At 58.7% G+C, this 17079-nt stretch carries 19 protein-coding genes and 1 riboswitch; of the genes, 11 read left to right on the top strand and 8 right to left on the bottom strand.

Annotation, left to right across the window (positions count from 1 at the left end):
- Positions 1-63: 63 nt before the first annotated feature.
- The 3 genes from NITMOv2_RS07205 to NITMOv2_RS07215 are packed head-to-tail and all read right to left on the bottom strand — an operon-like array spanning position 64 to position 2402.
- Entirely contained in the window at positions 64-1278 is a 1215-nt protein-coding gene (locus NITMOv2_RS07205) for a ParB/RepB/Spo0J family partition protein (RefSeq protein ID WP_053379223.1), read from the bottom strand.
- On the bottom strand, positions 1235-1822 hold the full coding sequence (locus NITMOv2_RS23340) for a hypothetical protein (protein WP_145976211.1): 588 nt from the start codon (positions 1820-1822) through the stop codon (positions 1235-1237). Before NITMOv2_RS23340 ends, NITMOv2_RS07205 begins: the two co-directional genes overlap by 44 nt.
- Positions 1800-2402, bottom strand: coding sequence for a hypothetical protein (locus tag NITMOv2_RS07215; RefSeq protein ID WP_145976212.1), 603 nt, complete (start codon positions 2400-2402; stop codon positions 1800-1802). The genes NITMOv2_RS23340 and NITMOv2_RS07215 overlap by 23 nt, the downstream gene beginning before the upstream one ends.
- Positions 2403-2975: 573 nt before the next feature.
- Here NITMOv2_RS07215 and NITMOv2_RS07220 point away from each other — a divergent pair.
- Positions 2976-3653: a helix-turn-helix transcriptional regulator gene (locus NITMOv2_RS07220; protein ID WP_053379226.1), complete on the top strand. Its 678-nt coding sequence runs from the start codon at positions 2976-2978 to the stop codon at positions 3651-3653.
- Between the two features lie 201 nt (positions 3654-3854).
- On the opposite strand, the gene NITMOv2_RS07225 is transcribed toward NITMOv2_RS07220, so the two are convergent.
- The 4 genes from NITMOv2_RS07225 to NITMOv2_RS07240 form a co-directional block, all read right to left on the bottom strand.
- On the bottom strand, positions 3855-4262 hold the full coding sequence (locus NITMOv2_RS07225; protein ID WP_053379227.1) for a putative toxin-antitoxin system toxin component, PIN family: 408 nt from the start codon (positions 4260-4262) through the stop codon (positions 3855-3857).
- 2 nt (positions 4263-4264) lie between these two features.
- The gene (locus NITMOv2_RS07230) at positions 4265-4510 is read right to left on the bottom strand and encodes a ribbon-helix-helix protein, CopG family (protein WP_053382021.1); all 246 of its coding nucleotides are present in this window, start codon (positions 4508-4510) and stop codon (positions 4265-4267) included.
- Positions 4511-4807: 297 nt separating this feature from the next.
- Positions 4808-6031, bottom strand: a complete 1224-nt coding sequence (locus tag NITMOv2_RS07235; RefSeq protein ID WP_053379228.1) for a recombination directionality factor — start codon at positions 6029-6031, stop codon at positions 4808-4810.
- Between the two features lie 75 nt (positions 6032-6106).
- Positions 6107-7213: a hypothetical protein gene (locus tag NITMOv2_RS07240; RefSeq protein WP_053379229.1), complete on the bottom strand. Its 1107-nt coding sequence runs from the start codon at positions 7211-7213 to the stop codon at positions 6107-6109.
- A gap of 763 nt (positions 7214-7976) precedes the next feature.
- Between NITMOv2_RS07240 and recD2 the strand changes: the two genes are divergently transcribed.
- The 9 genes from recD2 to NITMOv2_RS24955 all read left to right on the top strand — a co-directional run bounded on the left by recD2 (position 7977) and on the right by NITMOv2_RS24955 (position 14659).
- Entirely contained in the window at positions 7977-10133 is a 2157-nt protein-coding gene (gene recD2 / locus NITMOv2_RS07245; protein WP_187299395.1) for an SF1B family DNA helicase RecD2, read from the top strand.
- A gap of 763 nt (positions 10134-10896) precedes the next feature.
- On the top strand, positions 10897-11205 hold the full coding sequence (locus NITMOv2_RS07255) for a hypothetical protein (protein ID WP_053379232.1): 309 nt from the start codon (positions 10897-10899) through the stop codon (positions 11203-11205).
- A 112-nt stretch (positions 11206-11317) separates the two neighbouring features.
- Positions 11318-11596, top strand: coding sequence for a type IV conjugative transfer system protein TraL (gene traL, locus NITMOv2_RS07260; RefSeq protein ID WP_053379233.1), 279 nt, complete (start codon positions 11318-11320; stop codon positions 11594-11596).
- Between the two features lie 7 nt (positions 11597-11603).
- Positions 11604-12209: a TraE/TraK family type IV conjugative transfer system protein gene (locus NITMOv2_RS07265; RefSeq protein ID WP_053379234.1), complete on the top strand. Its 606-nt coding sequence runs from the start codon at positions 11604-11606 to the stop codon at positions 12207-12209.
- Between the two features lie 49 nt (positions 12210-12258).
- Complete coding sequence (locus NITMOv2_RS07270; RefSeq protein ID WP_420799882.1) at positions 12259-12648, top strand: hypothetical protein; 390 nt, start codon at positions 12259-12261, stop codon at positions 12646-12648.
- Complete coding sequence (locus NITMOv2_RS24950) at positions 12590-12790, top strand: DUF2188 domain-containing protein (protein WP_420799894.1); 201 nt, start codon at positions 12590-12592, stop codon at positions 12788-12790. The genes NITMOv2_RS07270 and NITMOv2_RS24950 overlap by 59 nt, the downstream gene beginning before the upstream one ends.
- A gap of 61 nt (positions 12791-12851) precedes the next feature.
- Complete coding sequence (locus NITMOv2_RS22605; RefSeq protein WP_083447843.1) at positions 12852-13100, top strand: multiubiquitin domain-containing protein; 249 nt, start codon at positions 12852-12854, stop codon at positions 13098-13100.
- Positions 13075-14268, top strand: a complete 1194-nt coding sequence (locus tag NITMOv2_RS07275) for a ThiF family adenylyltransferase (RefSeq protein WP_053379236.1) — start codon at positions 13075-13077, stop codon at positions 14266-14268. The genes NITMOv2_RS22605 and NITMOv2_RS07275 overlap by 26 nt, the downstream gene beginning before the upstream one ends.
- A 19-nt stretch (positions 14269-14287) precedes the next feature.
- Positions 14288-14659 (top strand): ubiquitination-like system serine protease family protein, encoded by a 372-nt coding sequence (locus NITMOv2_RS24955; RefSeq protein WP_420799895.1) that lies wholly within the window; start codon positions 14288-14290, stop codon positions 14657-14659.
- A 169-nt stretch (positions 14660-14828) separates the two neighbouring features.
- On the opposite strand, the gene NITMOv2_RS07280 is transcribed toward NITMOv2_RS24955, so the two are convergent.
- Positions 14829-15272, bottom strand: a complete 444-nt coding sequence (locus NITMOv2_RS07280) for a JAB domain-containing protein (RefSeq protein ID WP_083447845.1) — start codon at positions 15270-15272, stop codon at positions 14829-14831.
- Between the two features lie 253 nt (positions 15273-15525).
- A riboswitch (cobalamin riboswitch) is annotated at positions 15526-15723 on the top strand.
- Positions 15724-15889: 166 nt separating this feature from the next.
- On the opposite strand from NITMOv2_RS07280, the gene NITMOv2_RS07285 reads away from it, so the two are divergent.
- Positions 15890-17071 carry a CbiX/SirB N-terminal domain-containing protein gene (locus NITMOv2_RS07285; RefSeq protein WP_053379238.1) on the top strand — a complete coding sequence of 394 codons (1182 nt, stop codon included), beginning with the start codon at positions 15890-15892 and terminating at the stop codon, positions 17069-17071.
- Positions 17072-17079: the final 8 nt, after the last annotated feature.

Raw genomic sequence — 17079 nt, forward strand, 5'->3', positions numbered from 1 at the left:
GGGGGAACCTGGCCACTTGGCCAGGTCCTGAAGGCCTACGGCTGCGAGTGGACTGGCGGATCGTCATCCATCCAGTGAGGTTCCCTTGTTCCTTGGTCGCCCGGCGCTCAGTTTGGCGGCCCCAGCGCTGATCATGTTGAGTTGAGGCGTCCCATTCCCTAGCGGCTGAGAGTCCTGGACCCTGCGAGTAGTCGTCGTGATGGTCTGGCGGAGCAGTCCGAGCTGTTGCTCGATCTTCTGCAAGGACTTGGCCGCCTGGCCTGGGGTACCGGGATTCCAAGTCGTGATGGTCTTCGCATAAACCGCCAATGTGGCGAGGATCTGACTGGCGCAATCGAGTCCGTTGCAGAGGAGCTCGGGTCCCGGGCTGTGTCGGAGTGAGTCCTGGAATCGGTCGACAGCCTGCTGCTGTTGGAGCGCAGCGGCTTTCACCTCTGCCTCCATGGCCTTGATCCGGTTGCGTTCCTGCTGAAGTTGTTCCTCCAGCGTCTCCTTGTCCTTCTGAGCGGCGTGGAGTTGCTTGGAGAGATCCTCAAGCCGTTGCCGGAAGTCCTCAAGTTCGGACTGGAAACGGCTCTGCACGGCCTGATCGACGGTGGCGTTTGCGGTCTTCTGTTTTGAAGTCAGCGTCGTGGCGAGGGACTTGGCCTGCTTGAGGGTCTGTTGGAGCGCCGTGATCCGGTCGTTGAGGGACTGGATCTGAAGCTGTTTCTCCTGGAGTTGCTGCCGGAGATCCTCGATCAAGGAACTCTGCTCGGCAGCGGGCCCGACTGGCGCAACGGAGTTGTATTGAGCGGTGAGCCGCTTCTGCAGTTCGGTGAGATAGGCACGCTGGCGCTCGGGCGAGGCGGCGGCGAGGGTGAGCTTGATCTCGCCGGGGAGGTAAGGAATCAAGGACTGCAGCTCCGGGATGAGGCTTTCGAGGGCCTTGCGTTTCCAATCGGCCTCGCACAAGCGGAGTCGTTCCTGGTCGTGCGGTGAGAGGTGACGGCGATGGATGTTGTCGAACAGCGCGGCGATCTTTTCTTCCAGCGTGGTGGCGATGCTGCAAGGCACCTCGCTGAGATTGGCTCGGATGGCGGCCTCGTAGCGGTGATGGCCGGAGAGAATCGTGTACTTGTCGCCGGTGCGCTCGACGAGCAGATGGCAGAGGATGCCGACTTCCGCGACGCTTTGGCAGAGGTCGTCGAAGTCGCAGCCGGCGAGCGGCGGAAAGAGGTCTTTGTATTCCCGGTTAACGATGAGCTGGTTGACTGGAATCATGACCGAGGGTTGCATACAGTCCTCCGAGTTTGATGGTGCCGGCTGCTTTCCGCACAGCCTGATAGTGGATGGTGAAGCCTTCCTGTTGTAAGTGCCGATGGATCTCTGTCGATCTCAGTCGGGGGTTGGCCGCGAGCAATGTGCGAATCGTCCGGATCAAGGTGTCAGCAGAGATGTCCTTCCGTACGAGCTGGCGAAGGCGGACGAAGTCCTGCGCCTCCTGCGACAGAAAGCTGAGAGGGATGGCGTAGCGGCGGCCGTTGCGCCCGCCGCGGCCGCGGGTTCGGAGGAGATGCCATCGCTCCGGCGCGTGACAAAGGAGAAACTGCAGCGGGGTCGGAAGATGGGTGCGGGGGAGGAGGAGCCAGACGCGGAGCTGCTGGAAACTGTGTGCGATGCGGAACCGGCTCAGTACGTGGCGGAACGCCGGCAGCGAGATGTATTCCACCTCGCCGAGCGCGTCGGTCTGCGGGCAAGTGAGTCCAAGGGCGATCCCGAGTTCCCGTGCCAGCGAGTGGATCTCCTGCCTTGATGTGTTAACAAGCAGGCTGGTGTCCACTGAGTCGCTCCGGGTGCGGCGCATCCATCCATGCCAGGATCGAGTGTTCGTCGTCCAGGGATGAGAGATCCGTTGCGCAGTCTTGATCGTCGAGACAAGCCTGTGAGGGGGGTTCGTCGTGAGGATCCTCGCCGGCATCACCCCGCGAATCCTGGAACGAGGTCTCCCGGAATCGCTCGATGCGGGAGAGGATGGTCGTGCGGTAGCCGAGTTCCCGGAATTCTCGCTTGCGTTTTTCATAGGTGGAGTATTCGACGAATTTGAGGAAGGTCCCGCTGGCATCCTCGACCAGGACGATTTTGTCCCGGCCTGGGACGAGCCGGTGGAACTCTTTCTGGAGGAATCGGTAGATGTAGCTGCTCAGTTGGCAGTAAGCCCCTTTGGTGAAGTCGTAGTTCGCGAGGCCCTCCACGAAGGCGATGAACGATTGTTGTTTAAGATCTTCCCGGCTGACGGCCGGATCGAGGCAGTGGTAGCGATCAATCACGGCCTCGATGAGTTTGTCATGCTTCTGCCAGAGCTCGAAGATGGCGTTGGGGGGATTGGTGACGTGCAACGAACTGTTAGAAGGCCCAAACATGGTGATCCCTTTCCTCTGCGTATGTAAATCTGTTGACAGACATCAAGGGCGACATAAATTGGAAAGACTTTGATGCGGTGAAGGACTGTTACGTTCCCTCAGAATGTTCCTCTTCCGAAGCCGGACAGGTACCGGTTCTTGTCCCATGGACGACCATCGGCAGACGGGGATGAAGCCTTGCATGCTGGAGCAATGTACTTTCCGGATGCGGAACTGGAAGGGATTCGGAGCGAGCCGTACAGCTGGCTTGAGCAGGGCGCGCGAGAGCATCGCAGCCCTGTGTCCTATGTGGCGTTCGGCAGAGGCGGATTCCCGTTGGCTCATGTTGAACACGCTCTTGGAGAATTCAGTTTGGCGTTGAATCGGCATTGTATGTTAACTAATTAACAGATATCAAGATGCCTACAAAAAAGGTGAACTTGTGCCGTTTGAGTAATACAGACTCGCGTGTATGAAATTATAATCGTCTATAATCAATAAGATATAAAATGACGGTATTTCGAGAGAGATCTTTACACCCGTGGATCAGTCTGTTATATGTCAGTAAACTAATTTATAGATAGGACGACAAGGATGGCCGAGACAGCTCTGTGGAACTTAATCAGGGACGTGCGGACGCGGGCAGGACTGAATCCGAGGGAGTTGGCTCGACAGCTCAAGATGTCGCCAGCGCACCTCTACCAGATCGAGGATGAAAAGAGCGGGGCGTTACCGAGCGATGAAACGCTGCGGGCAATTGCACGGGTCTGTTGTGAGGATCCTCAGGAGCGGGCTGCGGTGGCACAAAGGCTCTTGCTGGCTCGTGCTCGATTAATTGTCTCTCCAGAAGTGGCTGCCTATCTGTCGCCTCGCGTGGAAGAGAAAATGCCTGATGAGTTTCAAAGGCGGCTGCAGGCTGATCTCGCGGGACGACGGGAACACGAAATCAGGCTGTTGGATGCTCAGTTGAGTTTCAATGGGCGGCTCGGGTTGGTCGCGGCCGGGCTGACAGGCTTGACGAAGAGTGAGGTGCGCGCCTTGGCCGTGGCATTGGGCCAGCCGGTCGAGGACTATTTGGTGGCAGCAGGATATTTCCCGGATTGGATGTTGCCGTTGGTGAGAAAAGAAGAGGGGGGTGTCGGGCTGTTCGACGTACTTCGTAACATTTCAGAGAAGGGCCTGGGTGAACTCGCCAGCGTCCTGCCGCCTGCCTGGATGAAGCTGATCAACGGCTTGCAGGCCGCAAAGGTCGAGGTTGGGCAGAAAAAGTAAGCCGGCTGTCTGGGGGGCTGACGAGAGTGATCTCCTGTCACCCTTCGTGTTTTTTGGCTATCCGCCACTGCCCGTGGTAGTGCCCGCCCTATGCGCTGACTCTTCACACCGGCAAGCGGGAGGAATGAGAAGCGACTCGATCCCTCTGGAGGCGGGAAATCTTTCAAAGCAGGGAGGACGGCTCGCTGCTCACGCGTCGCTTCACTCGGTACCCGCAAGAAGCTCGAGGAAGTCGGTCAACCGGATCAGCTGCACACCTTTGTAATTCCCAAGTATCAGGAGATGCCGATCGCCTGTGACGATGAAGTCCGCATGGGCGTGAACCGCGCACTCGAGGATGCGGTTGTCGGGTTCATCTTCTACTACACGGAGACGGGAAGTGGTCCTGACGACGATGGCAACGCGGCTGATCGCTTGCACTAATTCCCGCGTCTTCTCCTCTGCCCAGTCGAACTTGCTCTGGAGGACCGTCGCCGTCTCTGTGAGGATCGGGACTGAAGTGAAGAGTTCGAATCTTCCACGGAGGGCGCCGAGGTAGGCTTCTTCCGCCCGACCGCCAGGAATCCCAAAGGCTGACACGTAGATGTTCGTGTCGAAGACGACGCGCACGGTCAGCGGTCCTGGAAGACCAGGGCTTCGACATCGGCTTCCGTCAGCACCCGTTTTTTGCGTGCCTGTCTGGCACCGTAGCGCTGAAGTGCGAGAAACTCCTCCTCCCGCCGGCGCTGCTCATAGACGGAGACCATCTCACGGAAGAGCTGGCTCTTGTTCTTCGCCTCAGCCTTGGCCAGCTTCTCGAACTTGGTCGCCAACTCGGAGGGGACCGAGACTGTGAGAGGGACGCGTCCACGCTTCATTTCCACCTCGCTGTATGACAAAATTATACAGGCGTGCGGGACATCGGTCAACGTCGAAGAGCGAAGCGCGAGCTCGCCTACCCCAGAATCGGTCTCATCGTGAATGAGTGCGCCGCGGCGCTCCATCGGATTGTGGCATTCGCGGCCCTGGCGTGCCACCTTGGGCCTACGTCTAAATGCGTGCCCGTGGATTCTGCCGTAGTTGGTCAACGGGATGATCGTGTCAGACAACTGAGTGACCTGAAACTTGCGTTCGCGCCTATCAATTCCCTAAGTTCGGCCGAATAGCAGTCTTCGTTAGAATTCGACTCCTCCCGCACCAGGAATGATGGCCGGCAACCCTCGGCCATCGACCGGTGGGAATTCCTGATCCTCGGCTTGGTCGAACGAGGACGATTCGTTTGCCGTTCCATTTGTATGGGGTTCCAGAGCCTGAGACTGCGCGACTGAAGGTGCCGGCTGCGTGGCTGATGCAGCGGCGTCGAAGAAAGAGAAGTCCTGTCGGTCGAGTTGGGAAATCAGGGCCGAGGCATCCTTCTTCGTCAGGTGCTGGATCTTGGCGAGAATGATGTCCTCGGGCAATCTCGCTTCCGTGACCCTTCGCAGAATACGCCGCTTCTGGGGATCGGTCAGCAATGGCACTGCAGGTGCGTCTGCGGTGGCAGAGAGGGAATGAACTGCCTGTTGCACAGGCGGTGCCGGAACGGATGCGGTCGGCGGCTGAGACGTTGCGCACTCGACGGGGTCCGAGCCATCTCCGTTCAGGGACAACGCCTGGGGGAGGTCATGTTCGAGGACCGTGGTGGCCTGCGGGTCTATGGCCGGATTGGTGTCCTCCGGTTCCTGGACTTCGATGGAGGCGAGCTTGGCGAGGATCGCTTCGTTATTCTTTTTCAATTCCCCGACGTCGGCGGCCGAATCATCGAAACGCAGGACGAGGGGGTAATGCGTACGCGGCTGGCCCTTGTGGACCATTTGGCGGGGGACCCGTCGCAGTTTGAGCTGGATCATCGCGAACCGCCCGATATGGGTATTCATCCAGTCGAAGTAGGAGTTGATGTCGATCATGCTGTTCGAGCTGCCGATGTCGATCTGATAGAGACCGGCCATGCTGATTTTGGGAAGCATGACGAGGAGCTGGGCTCGTTCCGAGCAGTCTCCGTTCTCGAGAAGGTCACAGGGGCATTCGCGCGGCTCGAATCTGAAGGTGCGTTCGTTGAGGCGCTGGGCCTGTTTCTTGTTGCCGATGCACTTCAGCCCGTGCGAATTCCCGTACCACCGGAGGGATTGGGGGAAGATCAGGTCCGGAGTGTTGGAAGGAAACATGACGTCCAACTCGATAGGCTTTTCCCCATAGATCTCCTGGACCTCCTTGGGCACCACGAAGTACGGCGTTTCGATGGGATAGCCCCCGTTCTTGCCGAGCGCTCTGATGCCCAGGCGAATCTTGCCGATGATCGGATACCGACGGCGGTTGGACAGACCGTTGATGCGGGTGAACGGAATGAAGGTCGGGGTCATGGCGATGTACCTCCTTGTAATGGACTGAGACAATCGATCAGGTGATCTCGGAGATGTGCGGCGGCCCCGCGGGGATCATGCGACCCGGGGGTCCGGATTGATCTGGACGGTCCGGGTCTGCTGGGCGAGCGCCCGACTCACCGAGAGCTTCTCGATCGGGAGAGTGGTCTCGGCCAGTTCCTGGACGTAGGATGGCAACAGCTTCACGTCATGTCTGGTCTGCGTGGATTGGTTGATGCGCACGACGAAGCCGTGCCCCGCTCCTTCGACGGCTTGCTCCGCCTTGAGGCCGGCTTTGAGCAGCTTCTTGAGCTGGTCGAACCGTTTGGTGAGCGGTTTGATCCTGCCCTCAAGTTCAAGGTACTCGGCGGCAAGCGCCGCCATTTCTGTTGAGAGGGCCACCGTGTTCGTGAGGGCCGGAGCCACGTGACCCTCCCAGCACAGGCGTGAGTAGGGACAGTACTGGCAGTGGTAATCGGAGTCGTCGTCGTAGGGGCGGTCGGGCAAGGTCTGGTCCACCCGGTACTGTTCGACCTGGGTGAATCGGGCGAGCGCTTGCTGGTATAGACCGATGACCTCCTGTTTCAGGAAAGACCGCTCCCCGTTGGAGTGCACGACCTCGACCACGGTGAGTCGATCGTTTGGTAAGTCGTAGCGCAGTCTGTATTCGAGATAGGCGCTCTGGTTCTTGTTCTTGATGAGGAGCAGGGCTTCGTCGATGTCGGGGTTGAGTGTGCTGATCCCGTGCAAGTAGAAGCAGACCTGCGCAAAGTAATCGAGGGGGTAGTCGCCCTCTGCATACCGTTGGAAGGTGAAGTGTTCGATGGCCTTGTGTTCGAGCAGCCTGTCAATGCCGAGGAGATCCGTGACGATGCCGTCGATGTGGCCCAGGATCGTGTACGGCTCCCCTTGAAAAATGGTCTCTCCGCAGATGACCTCTGTCTGGCGATCCCGCAGCTGAAACGCCGATTGCTCAATCCAGTTCAGCGTGAGCTCTTCGTGCCAGGAGCTGTCGTCCAGCACGACCAGGAATCGGCCATGTGCCTGTTTTCGTGGAAACTCGCGGGCGTGGTAGACGAGCTTCCGCAAACAGTGGTTGGGACCGGCACTGGAGGGGCGGGGCCTATACGGCCAGTTCTGTGCTCCCATGGCGGCGAGGGGATGGATCAGTTCTGCGAGCATAGGTCACCTGTCGAGGACTCATGTTCAGAAATACCGGGATAAAGGACCAGATGCAGATCTCTGCGGTCGTGGCCGCCGGATTGAGGGGGAGGAGTGCGTCGTTGCGGAGGGCAAGCAGACACAGAAACGAACACAATGGTCCAAAGTGAAAATAGAGGAGCGACGGTCTCTATGTTCACAATGGAAAACAGAATCGGGTCCGGACACTGGTGCGGGGCACCGCGCATCGCTTACTCGGACGGTCTCCGAGAGTCTTGCGGGCCTGGACGGCAGGGTAGTGCGTTTGTGTCGAACCTCAGGAAGGCGTATGGCAGAACAAAACGCGAGGTCAGTCAACAGAGTGGCTTGGATCGGCGAGCGCTGTTATTGCAGCGGAGAGGCGAATGAACTCATGGGAAGTGGGACTCTGCCTGCGGCATCAACCGGTGGCTGGCGGCTTTTGCGGGAGTTTGCTCGAAGCCCGGCGTGCGGGACAGAGTTGCCGAGTTGAGACAGGGGTCTCATCAAAGAGACGGCCGCGCTTGGAGATTCCCCATCACTTGCCGTCACTGATGAATCGGGTCTTGACCCGTGATACGGCCTGGGAGCGCGATCGTTCTGCTCACCGGCGATTCGCATCAGAGCGAGAGTGGGCGTCAGGTCGCATGCGGAATCGGGATGAGTTAGGACGGGTGATCTGCAAAGTGTCCGGCTCGTGGTAGGGAGCGGCCAGGTTACCCACTGGAGAGTGGAGAAGTGTGCCTCGGTGCATAAGGAGCGTGGAGTGTCAGGCTCGCCTGTCTGTGTCGAGGTGGAAGTGTTGCGGATCGTGTACCGGAAGGCGGAGACTGGATTTACGGTGTTATCCGTGCGCGAGACGGGGAAGGCTGCATCGGATTTCGAGGCGCAACGGGTCTTCAAAGTGGTGGGGCTGTTCCAGACGCAGCCGGCACAGCTTCAGCGCCTGCTGCTGGTGGGCCGATGGGAGTGCGGCAGTCGGGGAGAACAGTTCCGCGTGGTCGCGGTCAGCGGGACACGACCTCACACGCCCGAAGGCATCAAGGCGTATCTCGCCTCTGGCGTGATCTACGGCATCGGGCCGGTCCTCGCGCAACGGATCGTGGATCGCTTCGGGAAAGATGCCCTCACCGTGTTGGATCTGCACCCTGAAGAGTTCAACGAGATTCATGGAATCGGCGAGTCCACCATACACCATATCGTGAAGTCGTGGCAGATTCAGAAAGGCCAGGCGGCGGCGCTGACCGAGTTGTTGGGCATGGGCCTGAGTGTGAGTGTGGCGAACAAGGCCCTCGGGCAGTTGGGACCGGAGGCTGCGACGCACATCCGGGCGAATCCTTACTGTTTGGTGGAGCTCCATGGGGTGGGGTTTCAACGGGCCGACAGCATCGCCAGAGGACTAGGGATGGCGGTGAACGATCTCCATCGGCTGATGGCCGGACTGCACTATGTCCTGGAGCAGGAGGCGGGAAAAGGGCACAGCTGCCTGCCGCATGAGGTCCTGACGAACGAGGCGGGACGGGTGCTGGATGTTGAAGCGACCGAGTTGGACAGGGCGGTGGCGAAAGCCAGAGAGTGCGGGACGCTCCGGGAGTGGGAACAGGCTTTCTACCTGCCGCGGTTCTATGAGGCCGAGCGTCAGCTTGAGGGGGGATTGCGCAAGCTGGCAAGCCAGATCTTTCTCCCCTGCAGGAATGAGCTGGGGTCGGTGGAGCGCGTGGCCCTGACGCCGATACAACAAGAGGCGATCACACGGGCGCTGAATCATGGTCTGTCGGTGATGACGGGATTGCCTGGAACGGGGAAGACAATGGCCGTCGGATATCTGTTGCGCCAGGCCGTGCGGCTGGGATTGAAGGTGGCGCTGGCGGCGCCCACAGGGAAAGCGGCCAAGCGGGCGGGGGAGGGAACCGGCCTCGACGGCATGACCATCCATCGGTTGCTGGAATGGCACCCCCGGGACGGGTGTCGGTTCAATCGGCGACGGCCTCTGCGGGTCGATCTGCTGGTGGTGGATGAAGCGCCGATGATGGATCTCGAAATGGCGGCAGCGCTGGTCAATGCGCTGGATCCGGCTAGGACCAGGATGGCGCTCGTCGGCGACATCCATCAACTGCCGGCGGTGGGAGCGGGACAGGTTCTCCGCGATGTCATCGCAGCCAAGATCTGTCCGGTTACGGAACTCGTGGAGATTCAGCGCCAGACGGCCGGGTCACGGATTGTGCGCCTGGCGCACGACATCCACTATGGGGCTGCGCCCTCTCTCCATTCCAGTTCGCGGGGGGAGTGTGAGTTCATTCTGCGGAACGAGCCGGACGAAGTGGTCGCGGCGCTGCGCGAGGTGCTGCCGAGGCTGCCGTTTCAGCCTCATGAGATTCAAGTGCTGGCGCCGATGAAGAGGGGGCCGCTGGGGACGGTCGAGCTCAATCGAGTGCTGCAGGACGTGATGAATCCCGGGACCTCTCTCGATGGCTTTCCTTTTCGTGTCGGGGATCGGGTGATCCATTTGGATAACGACTACAAGAAGCTGGTGTTCAACGGTGAGATCGGGTCGGTCGCAGAGGTGGCAGAAGCGGATCGGCTGCTGCAGGTCGCCTATCCGGACCGACAAATTTGTTATGCGGAAACAGGCTGGGACGAGTTAGCGCTGGCCTATTGCTTGACCATCCACAAGGCTCAGGGGTCGGAATTTCCGTGCACCGTGGTGGTGATGCACTCGAGCCACTACCCGATGCTGACACGGGAAGTGTTGTATACAGCAGTGACAAGGGCCCAGAAACATCTGGTCTATATCGGGAGTCCTCAGGCCTTTTACACGGCGTTGAAACGGGATCACGCGTCCGTTCGCCATAGCCGGTTATTTCGGCATCATTCCTCCCCAGCGTCCTGGCCGATTTCTCAGCAGCCAGTGTCTCTTCGATAGAACAATTCGCTTCTCTCTATCCCACGATCAGTCAGTAATACTCTCGGTGGAATCGTCAGGGCGACGGAGCGTCGTGCGTTCTTCAGTTGCGCGATTGCGCTCGTGGCAGAGGGAGGCGTTGATGAGATGGGGAGTGATGAGTCTCGCAGTGGCGGGAGTGCTTTGTTGGTCATCGGTTGCCGTCCAGGCGGCATTAGTCGTGAAGGTTTGTGAACGGACGCATCTGCTTCCTCGTGGAGTCGTGACGGTCAAAGAGACTCATCAGTACGTACTCGGAACGTCTTTCACCTGTCCGGAGCTGGAAGTGCTCTCGCCTCTTCCAGCGGCGCGGGTCTTAGCTCCAGTTCCGGAGGCGATGTCGTCACTCTTGAAGACAGTCAAGTCGCTTCCCGTGTTGTTGCCGGCACAGCGGTCCGTCAGTTCGGCCACGGCGATCAGCACCGCGGGCTCAGTCGGTCAAAATCATGGAGCAGGAGGAGCGGATATCCATCGCGAGACGGTGCTATTCGGGTCTGGATCGAGCCTGGGTCGACTGCACGATGAAGGGAAATGACGTGAATCGGCGGGCGGAGCCGTGACGTACTCCGAAACTGTTGCGATGATCGGCGTGACACCACTCGGGACGGCAACTGCGATGGAGAAAGGTTGGGTGACCCGGTGAGGAACTAAGGCGCGTCTGTGTTCACACTTCGTTCGGCATGACTGTGCCGTAGGGTGCTTCGGCTCTCAATGGTCCTGACGATACAACCTGGAGGGGTCTCAGATGGGTAAGCTCGTGAAGAAGATGACAGCGGTTCTTGGTGTGTTCGCAATGTTCCTTTTCGCCAGCATGGTGATCATGGCGGTACCGGCGCTTGCGGGCGCGGATGCGACGTTCGGTCCGCTGAATACCCTGTTGACGGGCTGGATGCAAGGTTCGCTCGGCACGTTGCTGGGCCTGATTGCTGGTGCGATCGGGTTGGGTTCCGCGATGGCCGGCCGGTGGGGCTACATGTTCACCGGGTTCGGCGTCGCAGCCGGGTCCTTCTATTTGCCGACCGTGATCCCGACGATTACCACGGGACTGATGTAAGGCAGAGGCTCGATGGGGATGGGGTTGGACAGACGACTCCATCCCGATCTGCTTCACGGGCGAGGTACCTGGGTCCACGGTTCACCGGGTGGATGTCGGAGGGAGGGTGACGATGCCGGTCTTCATCCCGAGGTATATGGACAATCCGCCGCAGATCGCCTGGTGGGAGTTGGACGAATTGATCGTGCTGATCCTCTGCGGCTTCATCGGCATCCTCACCCGACAGCTGACCTCCCTGCTCATCGTCGGCCTCATGTGTACGTTCATGATTTCGACGCTCAAGAGCGGGAAGAGCGACGGGTTCATCTTCCACTGCGCCTACTGGTACGGGATCCCGGGATTCGACCTTCCGCAGGGACCACAAGGAACGATTCGGGAATTGATCGAGTGAGGAACCAATGCATCTCGGACAGTATGTGAAGGATCTCTACAGCACGCGGGCCATCGCGTTTGTTCTGCTCTTGGCCAACATTGGATTGGTGCTGGCCTTGATTGCGAACGGCCTCTATCGCCGGGTGGAGATTCTCCACGTGGTCCCAGCGTCGGTCTCCCATGAATATCTGGTCACCTCCGACGGGAATGTCTCGGATGAGTACCGGCGGCAGATCGCGCTGACCTTGCTGCCGTTCATTACGAATGTCACGCCGAGGTCGGTCGAGTTCGGCCACACGGTCGTGCTGCGTTATGTGGCCCCCGAGCAATACGGGACGATGTCGGAAGGGTTGGGGGCCGAGCGGATCTACATCGTCGGGAATAACCTCAATCGGGTGTTTTTCCCGGAAACCACAGAGATCATCGGCGAGGACGTGGTCATCAGCGGGTTGGAACGCCGGTTTTCCGGGTCGATCCTGGTGGCGGAGGAGGAGCGTGAATACCATCTCACATTGCGATTCAAAGACTTCAAGCCTGAGATTGTGGCGATCAGCAGCCAGCACCGCGATCGCGCTCGCGCTGGTAAGTCCGCCGTTCAGTCAGGCCGATCAGAGACTGACCGTCGAGGATAGCCGGACGCTGCGGGCGGCCGTGTCGCTTCGGGACATCAATGTGATCGAGATGCCCGATGAGGTGACCTCCGTTTCCAGCTCCAAGCCGGACCTGGAGGCGAAGGCACAGGGCCGGTACGTCATGGTTCGCATCCGCACGAGCCCAGCGGATCTCGTGGTGATGGCTGGCCGACAGGCCTATCTCTTCGAGCTAGTGGCGAGCGAGGAATCGACGCAACGGATCACGGTCGAGGACTATCGGGCGGAAGGAGCGACGGGCGAGGACGATCCCATCAGGATGGCGACGGACTATGTGGATGGTCTGGTCGAGTTGATGCGTCGAGCGGCGCTCGAAGACTTGCCGCGCGGCTGCCGTTCATCGCCGATCGATCCGGAGCGCTATCCCAGGTGGATGGAACTCGAGGTCGTCCAGGGGATCGAATCCCGCTGTCCGCGCTGAGGCTGAACGAGCGGCAAAACACACCGTTGCGAACCTCGGTGGGGGAGAAGTGCGGATACAGGGACGGGACGGGCAATGGCGAGATTCGGATAGTGTACCACCTGGCAACGATCCCATGCCGCCGCGTGATCGCAAGCACTGAACGTCACAGTACGGTGTTTCGCCAATCAACGTCCGTTAATTTCAACGAAGGAGACCAGACTATGCCGGATAAAAAGACGGTCACAATCATTGTAGAAGGCACTCCACACGAATGGCCAAAGGATGAGATTACCTATGCGGAAGTGGTTACACTCGAGGTGCCAGACTACCCTCAACACCCCGAGATCACATATTCGGTCAAGTACAAGAAAGGCCACGGCAATCAGCCTGAAGGAATCCTCTCCCCCGGCGGCTCTGTGAAAGTTAAGGAAGGCATGGTTTTCAGTGTTTCACCAACTGGTCAGTCATAACGACGATATACGGCGCTTGGTCGAAAAAGGCTATGCCATCGCCTTTGACAGCAATTACCTCGTGATACGGGATATTCCGTATCTGGACAGTGAGCGCAAGCTGCAAATCGGCGCGATTGTCGCGAAGCTTGAGTTCATAGACCAGAACCGTGTCACCCAGACAGACCATCAGATTTGTTTCGCCGGGTCTGTGCCACATGGGCAGGACGGGACGCCGATCCCTAATCTGGGCGGCGGGCCTACTCAGCTGGCGCTGAGCGAGGCCAGCAAAGATGTAGTCGTGCAGCGCTCCTTCTCAAACAAACCCATAGCCACCGGAAAATTTCAGGACTTTTTTGAAAAGATCGAAAGTTACGTCGGAATAATATCCGGGCCAGCGATGGCACTACACGGTGCCAGCCCCTACACGTTTCGCGCAGTGAAAGAGGTTGTATCTGACTCTGTTTTTGAATTTCACGACACCTTGACGAGCCGCGCAGAGATCACTGACCTGTCGGAAAGGTTCAAGGATGACGTGATCGCGGTAATCGGCCTTGGCGGGACAGGCGCCTATGTTCTCGATTTCATGATCAAGACGCCGGTCCAGGAGATTCGGGCATTCGATCTGGATCCATTCCATGTACATAATGCTTTTCGTTCGCCGGGCAGGGTTGAGGCAAGTGAGCTCGGCAAAACGAAGGCGGAGGTCTATCTTTCGCGTTACAGCAACTTCCGAAAAGGACTTTCTGTTTATCCCAAGTTCATTGACGCTTCTTGCTCCGACGATCTGAACGGTGTGACTTTTGCGTTCGTGTGCGTTGACAAAGGCTCGTCTCGAGCTGAAATTTTTGACTTGCTCATTTCAAAAGGGATTGCATTCATTGACGTAGGCATGGGCCTGAATCGTAAAAAGGGACCGCTCAACGGGATGTTGCGTATGACCTACTACTCCGCTGAGCAAGGCCAGAAGGTAAGGGACATGGGGTTGGCCGAGATTGTGGACCGCCCTCAGGATATGTACCGCGCCAACATCCAGATCAGCGAACTCAATGCACTTAATGCGTGCTTAGCCGTTATCAAGTTCAAGCAATTGCGTGGGTTCTACTCTGAAGAGCTTCCCAATTACAATCTCCTCTTCGAAGTCGGCGATCTGAAGATCGCTGGGGCGTCTAAGTTCGATGAAGATTGAGCTGCAACGTGTTCATTACATGCCGAAGGAGTTGAAGCCCGGTGTGCTCTATGTTTCAGAAGCATTCGGAGCTGCAGCGCATCTTTGCGCCTGTGGATGCGGGTCTAAAGTCAGGACACCTTTGGGTCCGACCGAGTGGTCTCTTGAGGAGACTGATGCCGGACCAACTCTTTACCCTTCGGTTGGGAACTGGCAGCAAGCTTGCCAATCGCACTACTGGATAACTCGGGGAAAAGTTATGTGGTCCACCAAGTGGACGCCTGAGCAAATCGCTGAAGGGCGTCGTGCGGAGGAACAGCGCCGCCGCGTCTACTATGACGCTCTCTATTGTCAACAAGGTGGAACCTTGCACGGATTCTGGCGCTGGATCAAACGCGTATTTCAACGCTAGGGTCGTTCTCTTGGACTGAGATGTCTCAAGTTGATTCGGTCCAAAAAACTAAACTCAGCACGAATTGAGGGGTGATTCTTATAGAAGCCGCGATTACCTGAACTCCAGAAGCCTCTTTTAGCTACCAGTATCAGGACATTGGGGGACTGAGGGTGAGCACTCATTCTGTCTACAGTTCTTGGTGATCGGCAAAGCTGTAGTACCGGTCCTCGCCCAGCACAACGTGGTCAAGCACGGTGATGCCCAGCAGCTCGCCCCCGTCTTTAAGTCGCCGAGTCAGAGCACGGTCTTCTGGGCTCGGAGTCGAATCGCCGCTCGGATGGTTGTGGGCCAGGATGACGGCGCTCGCGTTCATGAGGATGAGTGGCTTGAAGACTTCGCGGGGATGGACGATGCTGAGGGTAACCGATCCGATGCTGACGGTGTTGATGCCGATGACGGCATGCTTCGCGTCAAGGCCCACGACCATGAAATGCTCACGATCGAGTCCATCGAAGAGCGGATGAAGAAGCCGGTACGCTTTCTGTGAATCGCTGATCCGGACGTCACCGGCAGTTACTCCTGATTCTTTGACCAGCATGACACGATAACGGGGAGGGGTGTAGGAGCGCATGTCTCTTCTCTCCGAAGGTTGAAACAAATGGCATGGCGAATCTCGGGAGCGGTTGGGGTCACAGCAATGAACAAGGATGGGGTGGGGGCAACGCGTCCAGCCTCAATGCTCATCGATGAGGAACATGCATGCCAATGGTGACGCTCTCTCTGCCTCAAAATCACTTGGCTCCAGTCGGTAGCCGTTTCAGATACGCCCGTCTATATTTCTAGATTGACACGGCCAGCCAGCCTGCGGTAAGTATCGCGGTCGACAACTGAGTGATCTCTCGGATGCCCGTAAGGGCGTAACAGGGAAGTCCGGTGAGAAACCGGCGCGGTCCCGCCACTGTAAGTGGGAAGCGACCCCGTTCAAGCCACTCGACGACGAGTCGGGGAAGGCTGGGGAAGCGTTGAGGGTCTGACCTTCTGAACCCACGAGCCAGGAGACCTATCCGAGGTGACATGGCACTGTTTCTCCGCGCGGTAACGGAGATCTCGCCTGCCCCTTCGGCATGTGACCTCTTGTTCCCGTTGCGGGACAGGAGGTTTTTTTATGCCTTCCTTTTTCCCGGATCAACGCGAGATTGATCTCGGGTCCCCGGAGTCAGCGGCACTGTCCGGACCGGTCTGGGTCGCATGACCACGGGACTGCTCATCGTCGGACACGGCAGCCGCGATCCAAAGGCCAACGTCGAGTTCGAGTCCTTAATCGCGGCCTATCGTACGACACGGCCCGATATCGACGTTGCGCACGGATATGTGGAGCTCGCCCGCCCGTCTTTGTCCACCGCCCTTCGCGATCTAGCTCAGCGGGCCGATTCCGTTGTCGTCCTGCCGTTGTTCCTCTTTGCCGCAGGGCATGTGAAGAACGATATTCCTCTCGCGCTCTCGCAGGCGCGGCAAGATTTCCCGACCGTTCGTTTTACCGTGGCCAACGCGTTAGGTGTCCATCCGAACCTTGTGGAGCTGGCATTCGAGCGTGCGCGAGCGGCGCTGGCAGGTGCCCGCGAGGCGACGAAGACCGCCGTCGTTGTGGTGGGCCGTGGGTCGACCGACCCGGACGCGAACGGTGACTTCTGTAAGGTCGTTCGCCTCCTCGCAGAAGGCCGCGAGATCGGTTGGGTCATGCCCTGTTTCATCGGCGTCACGCGACCGCTGTTTGAGGAGACCGTGGAACTCGTCGCACGTGCGCGTCCCGAACGGATCGTCGTGATGCCGTACTTTCTCTTTGGCGGACGGTTGATCAGCAAGATTCGCGAACAGGTGGAGGCGTTCCAGGCTCGCTATCCGTGGATCAAGACCGAGCTCGCCCCGCATTTGGGAAGCGACAACCGCTTGCTCAAGTTGATGGACGAGCGTCTATCCGAAGCGATGGGGGGAGTGCGTCCGCTCCCCTGCGACACCTGTCAGTATCGAGTGCCGGTTTCTGCCGTGACCGGGAAGGTAGGGGGTCTCAGCGCGCTCCTCTGGAGTCTCCGGCACGGGTTCACCCATGCGCAGGCCATGCCACACGTGCATGCCCATCGCCCGCTCACCAAACATGTGCTGGTCTGTGGGAATGCCGACTGTGCCGACGCCGGGAGCGTCACGTTGATTGCCACATTGCGGCGGCTTCTCAAAGAAACCGGACGGGAGCTGGATATCCGAGTGACCCGGACCTCCTGTATGGGTCGCTGTGGGGAGGGGCCGACGGTCGCCGTGTATCCAGACGGCATCTGGTACCGGGGCGTGAAAGAGACGGATGCCAAAGAATTGGTCGAAGAGCACCTGCTCGGCGATCGGCTCGTCAGTCGTCTGATCGACAATATCATGCAGTAAGGAGGGTT

Origin of the sequence: Nitrospira moscoviensis (assembly GCF_001273775.1) — a bacterium.
Taxonomy (GTDB): Bacteria; Nitrospirota; Nitrospiria; order Nitrospirales; family Nitrospiraceae; genus Nitrospira_D; species Nitrospira_D moscoviensis.

Excerpts from the sequence above, each read along its gene's own strand:
- NITMOv2_RS07205 (WP_053379223.1), bottom strand. The coding sequence starts at position 1,278 with ATGCAACCCTCGGTCATGATTCCAGTCAACCAGCTCATCGTTAACCGG.
- NITMOv2_RS07215 (WP_145976212.1), bottom strand. The coding sequence starts at position 2,402 with ATGTTTGGGCCTTCTAACAGTTCGTTGCACGTCACCAATCCCCCCAAC.
- NITMOv2_RS07220 (WP_053379226.1), top strand. The coding sequence starts at position 2,976 with ATGGCCGAGACAGCTCTGTGGAACTTAATCAGGGACGTGCGGACGCGG.
- NITMOv2_RS07230 (WP_053382021.1), bottom strand. The coding sequence starts at position 4,510 with ATGAAGCGTGGACGCGTCCCTCTCACAGTCTCGGTCCCCTCCGAGTTG.
- NITMOv2_RS07235 (WP_053379228.1), bottom strand. The coding sequence starts at position 6,031 with ATGACCCCGACCTTCATTCCGTTCACCCGCATCAACGGTCTGTCCAAC.
- NITMOv2_RS07240 (WP_053379229.1), bottom strand. The coding sequence starts at position 7,213 with ATGCTCGCAGAACTGATCCATCCCCTCGCCGCCATGGGAGCACAGAAC.
- NITMOv2_RS07255 (WP_053379232.1), top strand. The coding sequence starts at position 10,897 with ATGGGTAAGCTCGTGAAGAAGATGACAGCGGTTCTTGGTGTGTTCGCA.
- traL (WP_053379233.1), top strand. The coding sequence starts at position 11,318 with ATGCCGGTCTTCATCCCGAGGTATATGGACAATCCGCCGCAGATCGCC.
- NITMOv2_RS07265 (WP_053379234.1), top strand. The coding sequence starts at position 11,604 with ATGCATCTCGGACAGTATGTGAAGGATCTCTACAGCACGCGGGCCATC.
- NITMOv2_RS07270 (WP_420799882.1), top strand. The coding sequence starts at position 12,259 with ATGCCCGATGAGGTGACCTCCGTTTCCAGCTCCAAGCCGGACCTGGAG.
- NITMOv2_RS22605 (WP_083447843.1), top strand. The coding sequence starts at position 12,852 with ATGCCGGATAAAAAGACGGTCACAATCATTGTAGAAGGCACTCCACAC.
- NITMOv2_RS24955 (WP_420799895.1), top strand. The coding sequence starts at position 14,288 with ATGCCGAAGGAGTTGAAGCCCGGTGTGCTCTATGTTTCAGAAGCATTC.
- NITMOv2_RS07280 (WP_083447845.1), bottom strand. The coding sequence starts at position 15,272 with ATGCGCTCCTACACCCCTCCCCGTTATCGTGTCATGCTGGTCAAAGAA.
- NITMOv2_RS07285 (WP_053379238.1), top strand. The coding sequence starts at position 15,890 with ATGACCACGGGACTGCTCATCGTCGGACACGGCAGCCGCGATCCAAAG.